Origin of the sequence: Staphylococcus sp. 11511212, assembly GCF_011394755.1 — a bacterium.
Classification (GTDB): Bacteria; Bacillota; Bacilli; order Staphylococcales; family Staphylococcaceae; genus Staphylococcus; species Staphylococcus chromogenes.
Genome location: NZ_JAANBQ010000003.1, coordinates 1,135,917 through 1,152,879, shown reverse-complemented (window position 1 = coordinate 1,152,879; position 16,963 = coordinate 1,135,917). Strand labels below are relative to the sequence as shown.

Here is a 16,963-nt window from a genome sequence, read left to right as displayed (position 1 = left end):
GTCAGCTTGTCAGTTTCTGTCTATAAAATGGATGTTTGTTTTCGAACTGATCATTGAGAAATCTCAGCTTAGGGGCGATGTTTATTCATAAGTAACGATGCAACATCTAACTTTTTGTCCCTTGCTAGCATTAAAATAGCCATCAAAATTTATGCTTAAATAAATTTTGATGGCTTTCGAATGATAGATGGACGTTATTTTCTAACGATTATATTTCTTTGACATCTACGTCAATTTTTTCAATACGATTCGCAGCACCATGATCGACTGGACCTACAAAATCGTTCATTTTCCAACCATTTTTAATCGCTGAAGCTACGAACGCTTTGGCGTTAATCACTGCGTCTTTTGGTGTTAAACCATTAGCTAAGTTGGCTGTTGTTGCAGCTGCAAATGTACAACCTGCGCCGTGGTTGTAACTTTGTTGGAACATATCTGTTGTTAGTTGATAGAACGTTTGACCATCGTAATACAAGTCGTATGATTTATCTTGGTCTAACGCTTTGCCACCTTTGATAACGACGTGTTGTGCCCCTTGTTGATGGATAATTTCTGCTGCTTTTTTCATGTCATCCATAGATTTTAATGTTCCTAATCCTGAAAGTTGACCCGCTTCGAAAAGGTTAGGTGTTACCACGGTTGCTTTTGGTAATAAATATTGAATCATTGCATCCGTATTACCTGGGTTTAATACTTCATCTTCCCCTTTACATACCATCACTGGGTCGACAACAAAATGTTTGGCACCAGATTCTGTAAATGCTTCTCCTGCGCGTTTAATGACTTCTTCAGTACCGAGCATCCCTGTCTTGACCGCATCAGGTCCAATACTGATGACTGTTTCAAGTTGCTTGTTGAACACATCAAAAGGAATCGGTGTTACATCATGTGACCATGTGGCTTTATCCATCGTTACGATGGCAGCAAGCGCCACCATGCCATACGTATCATGCTCTTGAAATGTTTTTAAGTCTGCTTGCATCCCTGCCCCAGCACTTGTATCAGAGCCAGCAATTGTTAATACTTTTTTTAATGCCATAATCCATACACTCCTCAGTTTCAGTTACTATTCATATCATATCACGCACGGCTCAAAGTGAAAATATATTCGTTTTTGCCGAGGCGAGTTTTTCAGTGAATTATGTTAAAATGTGGACTGAGGTGAACATAATGGAATGGTCGACCATTTTTCATGAGATTACAACAAAACATGATTTTAAAGCGATGCATGATTTTTTAGAGAAAGAATATGCGACAGAAATCGTTTATCCTGAACGTAAAGATATTTATCAAGCCTTTGATTTAACGCCTTTTGAAGAGATTAAAGTGGTCATTTTAGGTCAAGATCCCTATCACGGACCGAATCAAGCACATGGCCTCGCTTTTTCAGTACAGCCACACGCCAAATTTCCACCTTCCTTACGTAATATGTATAAAGAATTGGAAGACGATATTGGTTGTCATCGGACTTCTCCGCACCTTCAAGACTGGGCAAGAGAAGGGGTATTATTATTAAATACGGTACTGACCGTTAGACAAGGTCAAGCCCATTCACATCGAGATATAGGTTGGGAAACATTTACGAATGAAATTATTCAGGCGGTTTCTGATCATCGTGAAGGGGTTGTCTTTATTCTATGGGGAAAACCGGCACAACAAAAAGAGCGTCTGATTGATACGACAAAGCATGAAATTATCAAAGCCCCGCACCCAAGCCCTTTATCGGCACATCGTGGTTTTTTTGGTTCAAAACCGTATTCAAAGGCGAATGCTTATTTAAGCCAACATGGAAAATCCCCAATACATTGGTGTGAAAGAAAGGAAGAGACCCGTGAATAAAGAGAAACTCATCGAAATGATTGAAGCAGAGTTAGTTAAGGCAGATCAAGCTCAAAATGATGTCGCCTTTGATAAACATATTTACGCGATTCACACATTGACTGCATTGTACACGAACACGGATGCTCGAGAGAAGTCCGCGTCATCACGTGATATCACCCATACCGCTGTACAGACGAATACCTCAACGAAACAGGACACTTCCTCTCAGGCTGTCACAGATGAGGAAATTAGATTAATGGGTGGAAAAGTGTCTCCAAGTAAGACCACGACGTCAAATGCACGTATGGTCACAGATGATGAAATCGGCAATGGGGAATCGCTGTTCGATTTTTAATGAAGGAGGATTATAGATGAAAGTATTTATTATATTAGGTGCGTTAAACGCTTTATTTGCTGTGGGTACCGGCGCATTTGGGGCGCATGCGTTAGATGGCAAGCTCTCAGAACATTATATGTCCGTTTGGGAAAAAGCGACCACTTATCAAATGTATCATGCGCTAGGTTTAGTTTTAATTGGGATTATTGGTGGTGCATTTGACCTAAACGTGAGTTGGGCAGGCTGGCTCATGTTTTTAGGTATTGTGTTCTTTAGTGGCTCATTGTACATTCTGTCACTCACAGGTGTGAGCGTACTTGGTGCCATCACCCCTATAGGCGGCGTATTATTTGTAGTCAGTTGGCTTATGCTTGCGATTGCTGCTTTTAAAATATAAAAATATAGCACACATTTATTCTTTTGATTTATCAAACATTGAATAAATGTGTGTTTTTGATTTCTTTAAGAAAATGATTGTTAAATTTTTAGGCATCGGTATAATGTAACAAGGGGTGAGTAAGATATGCAAAATAAGCACGATCAAATTGACCGTGGCGACTTACAAGCAAATTTATCAGAGAAGTTTGTATGGGCCATTGCGTATGGCTCTTGTATTGGTTGGGGGTCATTTATTTTACCAGGAGATTGGATTGCCCAATCAGGACCAATTGCTGCATCAATTGGAATTTTAATTGGCGCATTACTTATGATTATTATTGCCGTGAGTTATGGCGCATTAGTTGAACGCTTTCCAGTTTCGGGTGGAGGATTTGCGTTCAGTTATTTAGGATTTGGACGCTATGTGAGCTTTTTCTCATCATGGTTTTTAACATTTGGATATATTTGTGTCGTTGCCTTGAATGCAACCGCGTTTAGTCTCTTAATTAAATTTTTATTACCCGATGTTTTAGAAGTAGGAAAATTATATACGATTGCAGGTTGGGACGTTTACATCACAGAAATCGTTATTGCTACTGTCCTATTACTTGTTTTTATGTTCATTGCGATTAAAGGTGCAAGCGTATCCGGATCATTACAATACTATTTTTGTATTGCGATGGTGACGGTCGTTGTTTTACTTTTCATTAGCTCATTTTTTGGTTCGAATTTCTCATTAGATAACTTAAAACCGTTAAACGGGCCAAAATATGGTTGGTTTCAAGCGATTATTATGATTGTCGCTGTTGCGCCATGGGCTTATGTGGGATTTGATAATATTCCTCAAACGGCAGAAGAATTCAATTTTTCTCCAAATAAAACATTTAAATTAATCGTGTACAGTCTGATTGCTGCGGGTATGACGTATACAATGATGATTTTGTATACGGGTTGGCTAAGTGGCGCAAGTGAGGATTTATGGCTCACAGGTTCTGTGACACGAGAAGCTTTCGGCACGATTGGCCTCGGTGTACTCGCCATTGCGATTATTATGGGGATATTTACCGGCTTAAATGGCTTTTTATTAAGTGCGAGCCGCTTATTGTTTTCAATGGGACGTTCAGGTATTATGCCTAAGGTGTTTAGCAAGTTGCATCCTAAATATAAAACACCTTACGTTTCAATTATCTTTTTAGTGGCGTTGACACTCATTGCACCTTGGCTAGGACGTACAGCCCTTACATGGATTGTCGATATGTCTTCAACAGGTGTGTCTGTCGCCTATTTTGTCACATGTTTAGCAGCCGCAAAATTATTTAGTTATGACAAAACGAGTCCTTCATACGGACCTGTTTATAAAACATTTGCGATTGTGGGCGCAGTCATTTCATTTATCTTTTTATTTTTATTACTTTTCCCATGGTCACCTGCCGCGCTATCTGGACCGTCGTACATCGCACTTCTAGGTTGGACTGTGTTAGGACTTATCTTTTTTATCATTCGTTTTCCAAAATTACGACGTATTGATAAAGAGGATTTATCACGACTCATTTTAGATGCGCATAATAAAGACGTCGAAAAAATGATTGAAAAATAATTATCTCTTGAGTAAAAATAGGACCACTCAATGGATTGAAGGGCTCACAAAGTTTTGGCTTTGTGGGCTTTTCTTATAATGCTTTTTTAGGAGCATGAGGGGAAGTGCGGTTTACAGGTTCTAATTGCATCGGTAGTTTTTTGACTTTTCAGTTTATTTATGATTTAATGTAATATAATTTTTATGTGAAAGGGATGTTGCTGGTGCATTATTTTAAATTGCCAATAGATGAAACATACAGCCTTGTTAAACTTGAACTTATGCATGCGGGTGAAGTTTATGACGTCATCAACCGGGAGCGCGCGCATTTGAACGCTTTTTTAGATTGGGTACCGCACATTAATTCTGTTGAAGATGAACTTCGGTTTTTGAAAAAAATGATGACATTAGAAATCGAGAATAAAGTTCGAGTTTACGCTATATATGAGAAGAATCAATTGATTGGTACTGTCGATATTCATAACATAGATACACAGAATCACACAGGAGAAATCGGCTACTGGCTGAGTCAACATGTGACAGGACAAGGGGTGATGACTAAAGCCGTGCGCCTGTTATGTGACTTAGCATTTAATGATTTATTACTGAACCGCCTTGAAATTCGCGCGCAAAAAGAAAATAAAGCGAGTCAACGTGTCGCTGCAAAGGGAGGATTTCGTTTCATAGGGGAAGCGCGAGAGGAAGTCTACCGTCAAGGGGACTATGTCACAATGTATCATTATGAACTTTTAAAAAGAGATTTTAAACCACTTAAATTGTGAACATTTTATGTTAATTACGTAATATATTCATAAAAAATTAATAAATATTCAACATTGGTATCCCAAATATTTAGAAAACATGTTACATTAGATTTAAGCAAAAGATATGCACAGTCATACATATCATTTTGTGTTTTTCATTTTCAAAAAGTTCTCCAATAAAGGCCTGCTCATTAAGATAGCGTAGCGACTGTCTTTCATGAGCAGGCTTATTAACATTTTATAACGATTTTTAATTTAGGCGTCATCCATTTTACGTCGTGACGCTTAACGATTCAACTTAATGATATTGTTGTATAGAATCATAGCCATTGTGTCGCTATCTTCTTCGCATCCCCGCGTAATCCACGAATAAATAATCGCCAATTGTCCCCCAAGCGTGTAATCAATGAAATAATTGGAATAATTCATTGGAGGAAGAACTTCTAGAATGGAAGTATAGCCTTCTTTTGTGAATTGAATATAGTCCCGAATAAAATCATATTGACTCTGTGTCAGTACTAATCCCGAAAAATACGTTTTAAATCTTAGAATATATTTGAACAACACCCTAAAAACTTGAATCATCCGTTGTTTCGCTTCTTGAATCGGAGAAGAAACGATAATGTTTTTCGTATATTGCATTAAGTTTCTATAACGTTTCATATGATATGATTTGATGGTTTCCATTAACTGATATTTATCTTCAAAATGTGCATAAAATGTTGAACGATGGACCCCACTTTCTACACAAATTTGTTTAATTGTGATTTGATCAAATTTTTCTTTTTCTAAAAGCGCGACCATCGCTTTTAGAATTGCTATTCTAGCATTGCTTTTATTCATATCATCACCTTTTGTTATTATAGTATAATTTCAAATCCGACACATTTATAAAGATTGTCTGTATGAATTCTCATCCAAATGGTTATATAATGTAACGTGTTATTTTTAAAGGAGGAGTTAAGAGAATGAAGAAAATTATCACAATTAATATTGTAACGATATTATTAATATTGATTATTGGCGCAGTTGCGTTTTATTTTTACAATCAGTCAGCAAATTATATTAAAACGGATAACGCTAAAGTAGATAGTGAACAAATGAAGTTATCAAGTCCTATTCCTGGCCAAATTACGAAATTAAATGCCAAAGAAGGGGACAAACTTAATGAGGGTGATACTGTTGCGGAAGTGACAGGAAAAGGACAAGATGGTCAACCTCAAAAAATGGAGATTAAAATGCCTAAAGATGGCACAATTGCTAAAATGGACGGCCAAGAAAATGGAATGGCTCAAGCCGGTCAACCTATGGCTTACGCTTACAACATGAATGATTTATACATTACAGCGAATATCGATGAAACAGATGTCAAAGATTTAAGTGAAAATGAAAAAGTTGATGTTTCTATTGATGGTCAATCTTCACAAATCAAAGGTCGTGTGGATCGTATCGGTAATGCAACAGCTTCAAGTTTTTCATTAATGCCTTCATCTAATAGTGATGGTAACTATACAAAAGTAACACAAGTTGTTCCAGTTAAAATTAAATTAGACAATCAACCTTCAAAAGGTATTGTCCCTGGTATGAACGCGGAAGTGAGCATTCACAAAAACTAAAATAAGGGAGGACAAAAGATGTTCGTTACGTTATATGTCATTGTTGCCCTTATTGTGATTGCCGTTTTAAATCTCTTCTTATTGAAGCGAAAAAAACGCAATACGCAAAAGGATGCGTTAGAAAGAACGCATCAAAAAACAGAAACGGAATCTAAAGATGAAACATCGCATCAATTTCGATTAGATGAAGAGGAGGAACAACATAATACTCCTGAGCATCGTCCGGTCAATGAAGAAGTGGGAGATGCTGCCCAAGACTATGTATTTAAAAAAGGGATTACTCGTAATAAAATTTTAGTCGCAATGGTCTTTGGGATGTTTATTACGATTTTAAACCAAACCCTCCTCAATACAGCCTTACCGGTCATTAACACGGATTTTAATATTTCCGCCTCCACAGGCCAGTGGCTTATGACTGGATTTATGTTGGTCAATGGGATTTTAATTCCAATCAGTGCGTATCTATTTAATAAGTTTTCATATCGAAGTCTTTTCTTAGTCGCAATGATTATTTTTACCATGGGCTCGTTCGTTTGCGCTATAGCTTGGAATTTCCCTGTGATGATGACAGGACGTGTATTACAAGCCATTGGTGCAGGTGTCTTGATGCCACTTGGAACGAATGTATTTATGACGATTTTCCCTCCACAAAAACGTGGAATGGCAATGGGGGTTTTAGGGATAGCTATGATTTTAGCTCCTGCTATCGGACCGACATTGTCAGGTTATATCGTTGAAAATTTTGATTGGCATATTATGTTCTATGGCATGTTTGGTGTAGGATTCATTTCCTTTATCATCGCCTTTTTATGGTTTGGAATTTATCAAAAAACGACTCATCCACGTGCCGATGTTCCAGGCATCATTTTCAGTACGCTTGGATTTGGCGCCTTGTTATATGGTTTCAGTGAAGCCGGTAACAAAGGATGGGGATCGCCTGAAATCATTGCAATGTTTATTATCGGAGGCATTTTTACGATTGCTTTCGTTATACGCGAACTTTCAATGAAAGTACCGATGTTAGACTTTGGTGTGCTTAAATATTCTGGTTATACCTTAACGGCAATCATCAATATGATTGTAACAATGAGTTTGTTTGGCGGTATGATTTTATTACCATTATATCTTCAAAGCTTGCGCGGCTTTACAGCGTTAGATTCTGGGTTGTTGTTACTGCCAGGAGCGATTATTATGGGCCTCATGGGGCCTATTGCCGGGAAATTACTCGACACAATTGGTATTAAGCCTCTTGCCATTTTCGGTCTTGCAGTCACGACATACGGTACATGGGAATTAACACGATTGACTATGGACACGCCGTATACTTCAATTTTAATGATTTATATTATTCGTTCATTTGGAATGAGTTTTGTCATGATGCCGATTATGACAGCAGGAATGAATGCACTCCCTTCACGACTTATTTCACATGGGAATGCATTGATTAATACGATGCGTCAATTAGCCGGTTCAATAGGGACAGCAATATTAGTCACAGTAATGACACAACAAACAGAATCGCATTTAGCAACATTTCAACAGGACTTAGATCAAACGAATCCATTTATTAAAGATCAAGTTCAAATGATGGCGCAACAAATGGGAGGCAAAGAACAAGCGATGGGCGCAATTATGAAATTTGTGAACCAACTTGCTTCAGTCGATGGGGTCAACAGTGCTTTTTGGATTGCGACTGCTTTAAGTTTTCTCGCATTTGTTCTCAGCTTTTTCTTAAAAGGAAAATCACACTACATGTCACATGAATAATATGTGAGCAGTAGTATTGGGAGTATAAAAGGCCAGAGGCGAATTTATCGTCTCTGGCCTTTTTGTTTAATTTAAACGCGCATTCATTTTCGCATTACGTTCTAACATGCGCTCGTAATAGTATTCGTAGCGTGACCATTCCTCATTTGTGATCGGGTCCATATTTAATGTGCCCCCTAAATCTTTAATGGCATAGAGGAGTTTAAACATGACTTCTTGTACGGTGAGGTCTGACTGAAATAACTCTTGTAGTGATGCCATATGACTCGGATAAATATCGGGATAAGTAAACTTTGTCGTTTTGCCTTGTAAGGCATGCGTATAAAAATCTTTCATGAGTTGTGCACGTTCACTCCCTGAACCTTCAACGCATAAGTAAATTTGAACCGCAATGCCACCACGAACGCGACGTTGCGAAATACCCGCAAATTTTTTGTTTCGGATGCTTAAATCAAATTTTCCCGGGCAATAGGAATGGGTAATTTCGAACGTTTCTATTGTTTCATTTTCGTTTTCGAACATTTTACTAATGAGAAGGTACATTACTGAAAATGCTTCATCAATGCTCGTTTCCGTTTTACCTTTAAACATGAGAGAAATGTTCAAAATACCTTGATCTAACACGACCCCTAATCCCCCAGAGTTACGAACAATGGCATTATAACCTTTCGTATCTGTAAGAAATCGGATGCCTTCATCTAAATGGGGCAACCGAGAATCATGAATGCCTAAAATCACGGTATGTTGGTGTATCCATGTTCTTACAACATTGGGTGAGGCGTCTTTGCCCACGCTTTCAGAAAACGTATCATCAAAAGCAAAGGATTGCATGGGCTCAAGTCCCGTTGCATGATCAACGTAACGCCATGCGACATCCTTAAAATATTTTGAGACTAAGTCCATTATTGTAAGCTTTGTGCTGCTGTAATAATAGATAAATTGTATACGTCTTCAGTAGAGCAGCCACGTGATAAGTCATTAACAGGCGAATTTAATCCTTGTAAAACAGGACCTACTGCATCAAAACCGCCTAAACGTTGTGCAATTTTGTAACCAATGTTACCCGCTTCTAAACTAGGGAAAATGAAGACATTTGCGTCACCTTGGATTTTAGCGCCCGGTGCTTTTTTCTTCGCAACTTCAGGAACAATCGCCGCATCGAATTGGAATTCACCATCGACAACAACATTTGATAAACCTTCAGATTCAATTTTCTCTTGCGCAATTTTCACAGCTTCAGATACTTTTTCAGTGTCATCTGATTTCGCTGAACCTTTTGTTGAGAAACTTAACATCGCTACACGTGGATCCATGCCGAAACTTTGGGCAGATTTCGCACTTTCTACAGCGATTTCAGCTAAGTCTTGTGCGCCTAATTCAGGGTTGATGGCACAATCACCAAAAATGTATTGTTGATCTTCTTTAATCATGAAGAAGATACCTGAAGTTTTAGAAACACCTGGTTTTGTTTTAATGATTTGTAACGCAGGGCGTACAGTGTCCGCTGTAGAATGGGCAGCACCACTCACTAAGCCGTCAGCTTTGCCTGCATAAACTAACATTGTTCCAAAATAGTTCACGTTATTTAATAATTCCTGCGCTTGTTCTTCTGTCGCTTTACCTTTACGACGTTCAACGAATTTTGCGACTAAATCAGCTTTTAAGTCACTTGTATCTGGTTGAATGATTTCAAGTGCATCGATAGAAAGTCCTTTGTCTTTTGCAAGCGTTTCGATGTTCGCTTTATTGCCTAAAACAACTGGAGTCACATAGTCTGATTGTTGTAATTCAACAGCAGCAGATAAGACGCGTTCATCTTCACCTTCTGGTAATACGATACGAACATTTTGACCTGATAATTTTTCTTTTAAAACATCTAATAAACTAGACATAATTGTCCTCCTTCACTTTCCTCTGAACATAAATTCCATAGTAATTATACGATACTTATCACGACTTTTCCAAGGGGGCGTTTTTGATATTCTGTCCTTCAAAAATAAGAAAAAACTTTATGATAAAACTATGACGAAATTTTAAAGCTAGCCACGTTCATAGAATGTTCTTAATCGTTTAGTTCGGTCTTTAAAGTAGGGTATGATAAAATTTAAGTAATCTGATTAAATCAAAGGAGTGTTCTTAAATGAGTCATGCAGCAGAGACTTTAGATGGTTGGTACAGTCTTCATTTGTTTTATGCAGTAGATTGGGCCTCATGGCGTCTTGTACCAGAACATGACCGTCAAGCGATGGTGACAGAATTTGAAAATAAATTATCACAATTAAAAGCGGTTAAAGATCAAGGTCAAGGCGATCATGTGATGTATAATGTGACAGGTCAAAAAGCAGATATTTTATTGTGGTTTTTACGACCTGAAATGAAAGAATTAACAAATATTGAAAATGAATTAAATAAATTGGCGATTGCGGATCACCTCATCCCAACGTATTCTTATGTCTCAGTGGTAGAGTTAAGCAATTACCTTGCGGGTAAATCAGACGAAGACCCTTATGAAAATCCGCATATTAAAGCACGTTTATATCCAGAATTGCCTACAACGGAGTACATTTGTTTCTATCCAATGAACAAACGTCGTAATGAAACGTACAACTGGTATATGTTATCCATGGAAGAACGTAAAAAATTAATGTATGACCATGGCATGATTGGTCGTAAATATGCAGGCAAAATTAAACAATTTATCACAGGCTCAGTAGGATTTGATGATTACGAATGGGGCGTCACACTTTTTGCAGAAGATGTCCTTCAATTTAAAAAAATCGTTTATGAAATGCGTTTTGACGAAACTACAGCGCGATATGGTGAATTTGGTAGTTTCTTTATCGGAAATCGCCTAGCGTTTAACGATTTACAAGCCTTCTTTAAAATTTAATGCCGCTTGAAAAAGGCTTTAGAAACAAACATTTTCAATGATTTGATTATTCCATAAGCCTATGGGTATCCCCCTTCAAAGTAGCCATAAAACATGGTCGCTTTGGAGGGTTTTTCTATTAGATATCCTGTATCGATGTCGCGATTTCGATAAAAAGCTCAAATCTTCCTATCTCTACGAACGATTCATGTTATAGTTGTATCGTTAAGATTCGTATAAGGAGGCACTGAAATGCAATCGGAAAAACAAACATTAAAGCCGACCATAGGTTTATTTACAGCAGTGACAATTATCGTCGGAACAATTATTGGTTCTGGAGTATTTGTCAAACCCAGTTCAGTTCTAGAATATGCTGGAACGAGCAACATGGCCTTATGGGCGTGGGTCATTGGCGGTGTTTTAACTTTAGCATCTGGGCTTACCATTGCTGAGGTCGGTGCACAAATTACACGAACAGGGGGACTCTATGCCTATATTAAAGATATTTATGGCTCGTTTTGGGGGTTTTTAACAGGCTACACGCTAACGGTACTTTACGGACCGGCAATTATCGTTTCGCTAATTCTCTTTTTAGGCATACTAACGACGAATTTCTTTGGTCTTTCCCAATTTTGGGTGATGCCTATAGGTGTAGGGATTTTCGTATTTTTACTTACAATGAATGTCCTCGGTACATATTATGCGAACGCAGTTCAAAATTTAACGACGTTAGCTAAGTTAATCCCTATTTTTGCGATTGTGGTGTTCGGTTTAATCTTCGGGCAATCAGGTGTTTTTGGACAAGACGTCACGCGTTTAATTATGAATGAGAATGGGACAGTTAATTTCGGTCGTGCGGTACTAGCAACTTTATTTGCTTATGATGGTTGGATTATGTTGACGACCATGTCAGGAGAAATGAAAAATCCTCAAAAGCATTTACCGCTTGCGATGTTAATTGGGATTTTAACAGTGACATTCGTCTACGTATTAATCAATGTTGCCGTATTTAAAATCTTGCCTGCGCCTGAAGTGTTAAAGTTTGGGAATGAAGTCAGTGCAGAAGCGGCAACCGTTCTGTTTGGTCAAATCGGTGCTAAAATTGTGAATATCGGGCTTATCATTTCCATCATTGGAACGTTGAATGGAAAAGTGATGACCTTTCCACGTATTCCATTTGCAATGGCACAAGATGGCTTATTGCCTGGATCTCAATGGGTACAATATGTGAGCCGTCGATTAGCCACACCTATTGGCGCACATGCTGTTATGACAGTATTAACGTTATTAATTTTAGCGTTGAATCTGCTGTTTCCAACAATCTTTGATGCAGATTATTTATCTGAAATTACAATTTTTATTATTTATTTGTTTTACATAGCTGCATTTATAGGATTATTCATATTGAGACGTAAAAATAAAGGGAAACCGCGTGCATTTTCGGTTCCTTTTTATCCAGTCTTACCTATTCTTGCGCTTTGTGGTGGATTATTCATCGTAGTGAATACACTCGTTTCTGATTTTTTAGGGGCAGGCATCGCAGTTGTGGGTCTACTTATAGGCGTGCCCCTCTACAAAATGACGATTCGAAAACACTAGGATACAAATTCAAAAGAGAAGGAAGGTGACCGTGTGTCGAATACTTTGCCCTCAGATAGAGAGGTAGCCAATATCATTATGTTGGCAGGACGCATTTTGCTCGAGTCTGGTGCTGAAGCAAAACGTATTGAAGATACAATGGTACGTATTGCCGCAAGCTATGGTTTTCACGAAGTACAAGGTTATGCCTTAAATATTTTTATTGATTTTTCGTTGTCCCCAGACCATGAATCACGCATGGTTAAAATTAACAAAAATGATACCAATTTACGCAAAATATTTTTAGTCAATCAAGTGTCGCGTCAAATCGCTAAAAATGAGATTTCTTTTGAAAAAGCGTACGAGGAACTCAAATACATTGATAAACATGTGAAGCGATACAAATTATGGCATAAAATGTTGTTTGCCGGTATGATTTCGATGAGTTTCCTCTATCTTGTCGGGGGTGGATGGCTAGAATTGTTCCCAGCAGCTCTAGCTGGGGCATTAGGATTTGTCGTGACAGAATTTATGAAAAGTAAGCAATTGACACTGTTTATTCCAGATATGGTGGGTTCGTTAGTCATCGGTCTCGTCGCTCTATCCATCAACCTATGGCTACAAAGTCCCCATTTAGGTGCAATTATAACAGCGGCGGTCATGCCTATTGTGCCAGGGGTGTTAATTACAACCGCCATCCAAGATTTATTTGAACGACATATGTTGATGTTTACCGCAAAATTTTTAGAGGCCATTGTCACCTCGTTTGGCATTGGCGCAGGCATCACGACTGCGTTTCTCATCATAGGGGGGTAAACGAATGATATTAATATTGATGTTTATATTTAGTTTTTTAACCGCCTTTTGTTTTGCATTTGTTTACGATGCACCTAAGCGATTGTTTGTTCCCGCTGGGTTATGTGGGGGCTGTGGCTATATTGTTTATTATATAGCGACAGTTTTACTGAATGTAGATAGCATTTATGCAAGCTTACTCGGTAGTTTTACTTTAGGGATACTCAGTCATATTATGGCGCGCCTAGTGAAATCTCCTGTTATCCTGTTTATGATTCCAGGGATTATTCCACTAGTGCCAGGAAGTATTTTCTTTAAAGCCGCACAAAAATTATTAACGTTAGATTTTGTGCAGGCAAGCGATATTTTTATACGTGCGACGCTAATTGCAGGTGCAATTGCTGTCGGTCTACTTTTTTCGGATCAAATTGCCAAATCATTTATTCGAAAGCCCGTCCAAATTATTAAACCGAAACGAAAACGTATTGAATAATATAGGTTCTATAATAAATCAGACTAATGTATAAATAACTTCATTAATTTGATTGTTCCTTAAAGCCTCGCTTTTCTTGGAGCATTACAGAAATCTATTTGATTTCGTAGTAATGCCTGCCGGTGCTTGAAGACGTTAGGAATGTAATGAGTTACGTCTTCAGTACACCTATGAACATACGTGAATAGGTGGTCCTTTACATTGAGGAAAGCTTGAAAAGCGCATACGTAATCCAGTCAGCTACTGCCACTAATTTTATTGCAGTAAGTGAAAAATCTTAAAATGGATTTTCGGTTTCGGCTAGATGCCTCAGAAGTCTCGGCTTAGGAACCAATCAAATGCGTTATATTTATTCGCAAGCGTTATAAAACCTATTTTACGACTCAGTTTTACTGATTTAATTAGTATTAAAATAACCAACAACGTTCGAGAATTTATACTCTTAAAGCAATTTATTATTGCCTTACTCCTTGATTTAATGTGACCAGTCCGATTTGACAGAGAACCATAATATAAAAGCTGAACGGTAAATAAGCGCCGTTCAGCTTTTTTGTGAACACAACTTAAACGTCTTACCTAACTATTGCTATACGTTTTATTGTCATTGGCATATATTATTTTACAGTTAAATGTGCTATTCTAATTAAAATATAGCGTTTTGATAGCGCTATCATTTGTATTGTAATAAAGGGGAGGGGTATTGTGGAACAACAGTCTCAATTTTTAACTTATTTTTCAAAAAAGCAACCCGATCGAAAACCATCCTATTCAATGGCACAGGGGATAGGTTTAGTATTAGGGCCATTACTTTTTTTATTGACGCTACTGTTTTTTAAACCGAATGATTTAGGCTTTCAAGGCATTTATGTTTTAGCCATTACAGCATGGATTGCGGTGTGGTGGATTACCGAGGCCATTCCTATCCCAGCAACCAGCTTACTACCTTTAATCTTATTGCCTTTAGGTAAGGTAATGGATAGCGCAACCGTCGCAGCACAATATGGTAATGATATTATCTATTTGTTTTTGGGTGGTTTCATTTTAGCCATTGCGATGGAGCGTTGGGACTTACATACACGAATTGCTTTGACGATTATTAATGGCATTGGCACAAGTACAGGCCGTATTTTACTCGGGTTTATGGTCGCAACAGGCGGCTTGTCAATGTTTGTTTCAAACACCGCCGCCGTGATGATTATGATTCCAATTGGATTAGCGATTGTAAAAGAGGTGCACGAGTTAAAAACAGATCAAGCAAATGATGAAAGTATTTCAAAATTTGAACGTTCACTCGTACTGGGCATTGGTTATGCAGGAACGATAGGGGGATTAGGAACGCTCATTGGTACACCGCCACTCATCATTTTGAAAGGACAATATGCCTCGCATTTTGGTGAAGAATTAAGCTTTGCGCGTTGGATGATGGTCGGCGTGCCAGCAGTTATCTTGTTGTTGTTTTTAGCGTGGGTTTATTTTAAATTTATCGCTTTTAAACATGATATGAAAGTGTTACCAGGTGGAAAAAAAGTCATTCAAGATAAACTAACGGCTTTAGGAAAAATAAAATATGAAGAAAAAGTGGTATTCACAGTATTTTTACTCGCGAGTTTTTTATGGGTCTCTCGTGAATTTTTACTTGCCAAGTGGGGGCCTACAGAATTTGTCGCCGATGGAACAATTGCGATGTTTGTCTCTGTCCTCTTATTTTTAATCCCGGCAAAACATCAACATCGCCGTATTATTGATTGGGATATCGCTAAAGACCTGCCTTGGGGCGTATTAATTTTATTTGGTGGCGGACTTGCACTTGCCAAAGGAATACAAGACAGCGGGTTGGCTAAATGGTTAGGTGAACAACTCACGCTATTAAATGGGGTGAGTCCGATTGTCATCGTCATTATCATTACCGTATTTATTCTATTTTTAACAGAAATCACTTCAAACACGGCAACAGCGACGATGATTTTACCTATTCTTGCGACCTTATCCGTGGCGATTCATGTGCACCCCTTATTGTTGATGATTCCAGCAGCGATGGCAGCTAACTGTGCGTATATGTTACCTGTCGGGACACCACCAAATGCCATTGTGTTCGGTACAGGCAAAATTCAAATTAAAGAGATGGCATTAAAAGGTTTCGTCATGAACATGATTAGTATTGTTGTTATTATATTGGTCGTCTATTTCCTTGTGCCTCCAATTTTAGGCATTGATATTACACAAAGTTTACCAATCAAAAACTAACCTAAGGCGTTTGGCACAAGTGATAGTATCATTCTTATTTTTATATTGCGTATACCTTGAAAAAATAATGAAAAAGAGTAAAATAAGTAGAGTTATCATTTTAAGGAAAGGTGTGGCGTAGTTGAAAAATAAATTCATGGTCTGTGATGATTGCCAAGCGGTTAATTTAAAAAGTGTCACGAATAAACTTAAAAAAATTGATCCTGATGCTGAAATCGAAATTGGTTGCCAATCGTATTGTGGACCAGGTCGTAGAAAAACTTTCGCCTTTGTCAATAACCGTCCTCTCGCTGCACTCACAGAAGAGGAACTGATGGAAAAAGTAGTCAAACAACTTCAAAAACCACGAGATCCTGAAGAGGAAGAACGTTTACGTAAGCGAAATGAAGAACGTAAACGACGTAAAGAAGAACAAGACCGTAAACTTAAAGAAAAACTTGCCAAACGCAAACAACAATCGGAATCATAACATTGTCATCAACAGTGTGAAATATATTAGCCATGAACGTCTCGTGAGACATTACTGAAAATAGAATTCTAGCGCTTTTTCCTTTTTATAAAAGAAATGTTAAGCATGAAAGCCGTGATATTGAAGATATGATTTCAAACGTGTCTATGTTAAAGCATATCGTTTCATATATTGGGGTATTCGTTCATGAGATGTTTTAACCCTTCACTATTCATTTTAGTGAGGGGTTTTTTATATTTGCACATGAGTCTTAGAA

17 protein-coding genes are annotated in these 16,963 nt (G+C 37.9%); 13 read left to right on the top strand and 4 right to left on the bottom strand.

Annotated features, from left to right (window positions below):
* Nucleotides 1-208 precede the first annotated feature (208 nt).
* A complete protein-coding gene (gene thiD / locus G8Y84_RS07070; RefSeq protein WP_105962912.1) occupies nucleotides 209-1,039 on the bottom strand; it encodes a bifunctional hydroxymethylpyrimidine kinase/phosphomethylpyrimidine kinase in 831 nt (276 codons plus the stop codon).
* Between the two features lie 131 nt (nucleotides 1,040-1,170).
* Between thiD and G8Y84_RS07065 the strand changes: the two genes are divergently transcribed.
* The 5 genes from G8Y84_RS07065 to G8Y84_RS07045 all read left to right on the top strand — a co-directional run bounded on the left by G8Y84_RS07065 (nucleotide 1,171) and on the right by G8Y84_RS07045 (nucleotide 4,894).
* Entirely contained in the window at nucleotides 1,171-1,839 is a 669-nt protein-coding gene (locus G8Y84_RS07065) for a uracil-DNA glycosylase (protein ID WP_037572834.1), read from the top strand.
* Nucleotides 1,832-2,176 (top strand): DUF5327 family protein, encoded by a 345-nt coding sequence (locus G8Y84_RS07060; protein WP_103159306.1) that lies wholly within the window; start codon nucleotides 1,832-1,834, stop codon nucleotides 2,174-2,176. The genes G8Y84_RS07065 and G8Y84_RS07060 overlap by 8 nt, the downstream gene beginning before the upstream one ends.
* A 16-nt stretch (nucleotides 2,177-2,192) precedes the next feature.
* Nucleotides 2,193-2,555, top strand: a complete 363-nt coding sequence (locus G8Y84_RS07055; protein ID WP_037572828.1) for a DUF423 domain-containing protein — start codon at nucleotides 2,193-2,195, stop codon at nucleotides 2,553-2,555.
* Nucleotides 2,556-2,681: 126 nt separating this feature from the next.
* The gene (locus tag G8Y84_RS07050; protein ID WP_037572825.1) at nucleotides 2,682-4,133 is read left to right on the top strand and encodes an APC family permease; all 1,452 of its coding nucleotides are present in this window, start codon (nucleotides 2,682-2,684) and stop codon (nucleotides 4,131-4,133) included.
* A gap of 203 nt (nucleotides 4,134-4,336) precedes the next feature.
* Nucleotides 4,337-4,894: a GNAT family N-acetyltransferase gene (locus tag G8Y84_RS07045; protein WP_037572822.1), complete on the top strand. Its 558-nt coding sequence runs from the start codon at nucleotides 4,337-4,339 to the stop codon at nucleotides 4,892-4,894.
* Between the two features lie 267 nt (nucleotides 4,895-5,161).
* Here G8Y84_RS07045 and G8Y84_RS07040 read toward each other — a convergent pair whose 3' ends face one another.
* Nucleotides 5,162-5,719 carry a TetR/AcrR family transcriptional regulator gene (locus G8Y84_RS07040; RefSeq protein ID WP_037572819.1) on the bottom strand — a complete coding sequence of 186 codons (558 nt, stop codon included), beginning with the start codon at nucleotides 5,717-5,719 and terminating at the stop codon, nucleotides 5,162-5,164.
* 125 nt (nucleotides 5,720-5,844) lie between these two features.
* Between G8Y84_RS07040 and G8Y84_RS07035 the strand changes: the two genes are divergently transcribed.
* Together G8Y84_RS07035 and G8Y84_RS07030 are read left to right on the top strand one after the other, a co-directional pair.
* Entirely contained in the window at nucleotides 5,845-6,492 is a 648-nt protein-coding gene (locus G8Y84_RS07035) for an HlyD family efflux transporter periplasmic adaptor subunit (RefSeq protein WP_037572817.1), read from the top strand.
* 18 nt (nucleotides 6,493-6,510) lie between these two features.
* A complete protein-coding gene (locus G8Y84_RS07030) occupies nucleotides 6,511-8,259 on the top strand; it encodes a DHA2 family efflux MFS transporter permease subunit (RefSeq protein WP_103159309.1) in 1,749 nt (582 codons plus the stop codon).
* A gap of 66 nt (nucleotides 8,260-8,325) precedes the next feature.
* Here G8Y84_RS07030 and G8Y84_RS07025 read toward each other — a convergent pair whose 3' ends face one another.
* Entirely contained in the window at nucleotides 8,326-9,162 is an 837-nt protein-coding gene (locus tag G8Y84_RS07025; protein ID WP_037572811.1) for a lipoate--protein ligase family protein, read from the bottom strand.
* The gene (pta, locus tag G8Y84_RS07020; RefSeq protein WP_103159310.1) at nucleotides 9,162-10,151 is read right to left on the bottom strand and encodes a phosphate acetyltransferase; all 990 of its coding nucleotides are present in this window, start codon (nucleotides 10,149-10,151) and stop codon (nucleotides 9,162-9,164) included. Before pta ends, G8Y84_RS07025 begins: the two co-directional genes overlap by 1 nt.
* A 248-nt stretch (nucleotides 10,152-10,399) precedes the next feature.
* Here pta and hemQ point away from each other — a divergent pair, with 248 nt between their 5' ends.
* From hemQ to G8Y84_RS06990, 6 genes are all read left to right on the top strand, one after another.
* Nucleotides 10,400-11,149 carry a hydrogen peroxide-dependent heme synthase gene (gene hemQ, locus G8Y84_RS07015; RefSeq protein ID WP_037572806.1) on the top strand — a complete coding sequence of 250 codons (750 nt, stop codon included), beginning with the start codon at nucleotides 10,400-10,402 and terminating at the stop codon, nucleotides 11,147-11,149.
* A gap of 231 nt (nucleotides 11,150-11,380) precedes the next feature.
* Nucleotides 11,381-12,727 (top strand): APC family permease, encoded by a 1,347-nt coding sequence (locus G8Y84_RS07010; protein WP_037572803.1) that lies wholly within the window; start codon nucleotides 11,381-11,383, stop codon nucleotides 12,725-12,727.
* Between the two features lie 78 nt (nucleotides 12,728-12,805).
* On the top strand, nucleotides 12,806-13,522 hold the full coding sequence (locus G8Y84_RS07005; RefSeq protein ID WP_051604949.1) for a threonine/serine exporter family protein: 717 nt from the start codon (nucleotides 12,806-12,808) through the stop codon (nucleotides 13,520-13,522).
* 4 nt (nucleotides 13,523-13,526) lie between these two features.
* Complete coding sequence (locus tag G8Y84_RS07000; RefSeq protein WP_037572799.1) at nucleotides 13,527-13,994, top strand: threonine/serine exporter family protein; 468 nt, start codon at nucleotides 13,527-13,529, stop codon at nucleotides 13,992-13,994.
* Nucleotides 13,995-14,696: 702 nt separating this feature from the next.
* Nucleotides 14,697-16,238: an SLC13 family permease gene (locus tag G8Y84_RS06995; protein WP_373368836.1), complete on the top strand. Its 1,542-nt coding sequence runs from the start codon at nucleotides 14,697-14,699 to the stop codon at nucleotides 16,236-16,238.
* 121 nt (nucleotides 16,239-16,359) lie between these two features.
* Entirely contained in the window at nucleotides 16,360-16,707 is a 348-nt protein-coding gene (locus G8Y84_RS06990; RefSeq protein ID WP_037572793.1) for a YuzB family protein, read from the top strand.
* Nucleotides 16,708-16,963 lie beyond the last annotated feature (256 nt).

What these genes read in the sequence shown, in the direction of transcription:
- G8Y84_RS07065 (WP_037572834.1), top strand. Translation starts at nt 1,171, where the DNA reads ATGGAATGGTCGACCATTTTTCATGAGATTACAACAAAACATGATTTT.
- G8Y84_RS07025 (WP_037572811.1), bottom strand. Translation starts at nt 9,162, where the DNA reads ATGGACTTAGTCTCAAAATATTTTAAGGATGTCGCATGGCGTTACGTT.
- G8Y84_RS07030 (WP_103159309.1), top strand. Translation starts at nt 6,511, where the DNA reads ATGTTCGTTACGTTATATGTCATTGTTGCCCTTATTGTGATTGCCGTT.
- pta (WP_103159310.1), bottom strand. Translation starts at nt 10,151, where the DNA reads ATGTCTAGTTTATTAGATGTTTTAAAAGAAAAATTATCAGGTCAAAAT.
- G8Y84_RS07050 (WP_037572825.1), top strand. Translation starts at nt 2,682, where the DNA reads ATGCAAAATAAGCACGATCAAATTGACCGTGGCGACTTACAAGCAAAT.
- G8Y84_RS07040 (WP_037572819.1), bottom strand. Translation starts at nt 5,719, where the DNA reads ATGAATAAAAGCAATGCTAGAATAGCAATTCTAAAAGCGATGGTCGCG.
- G8Y84_RS07005 (WP_051604949.1), top strand. Translation starts at nt 12,806, where the DNA reads ATGTTGGCAGGACGCATTTTGCTCGAGTCTGGTGCTGAAGCAAAACGT.
- G8Y84_RS07010 (WP_037572803.1), top strand. Translation starts at nt 11,381, where the DNA reads ATGCAATCGGAAAAACAAACATTAAAGCCGACCATAGGTTTATTTACA.
- G8Y84_RS07035 (WP_037572817.1), top strand. Translation starts at nt 5,845, where the DNA reads ATGAAGAAAATTATCACAATTAATATTGTAACGATATTATTAATATTG.
- G8Y84_RS07055 (WP_037572828.1), top strand. Translation starts at nt 2,193, where the DNA reads ATGAAAGTATTTATTATATTAGGTGCGTTAAACGCTTTATTTGCTGTG.
- hemQ (WP_037572806.1), top strand. Translation starts at nt 10,400, where the DNA reads ATGAGTCATGCAGCAGAGACTTTAGATGGTTGGTACAGTCTTCATTTG.
- G8Y84_RS07000 (WP_037572799.1), top strand. Translation starts at nt 13,527, where the DNA reads ATGATATTAATATTGATGTTTATATTTAGTTTTTTAACCGCCTTTTGT.
- thiD (WP_105962912.1), bottom strand. Translation starts at nt 1,039, where the DNA reads ATGGCATTAAAAAAAGTATTAACAATTGCTGGCTCTGATACAAGTGCT.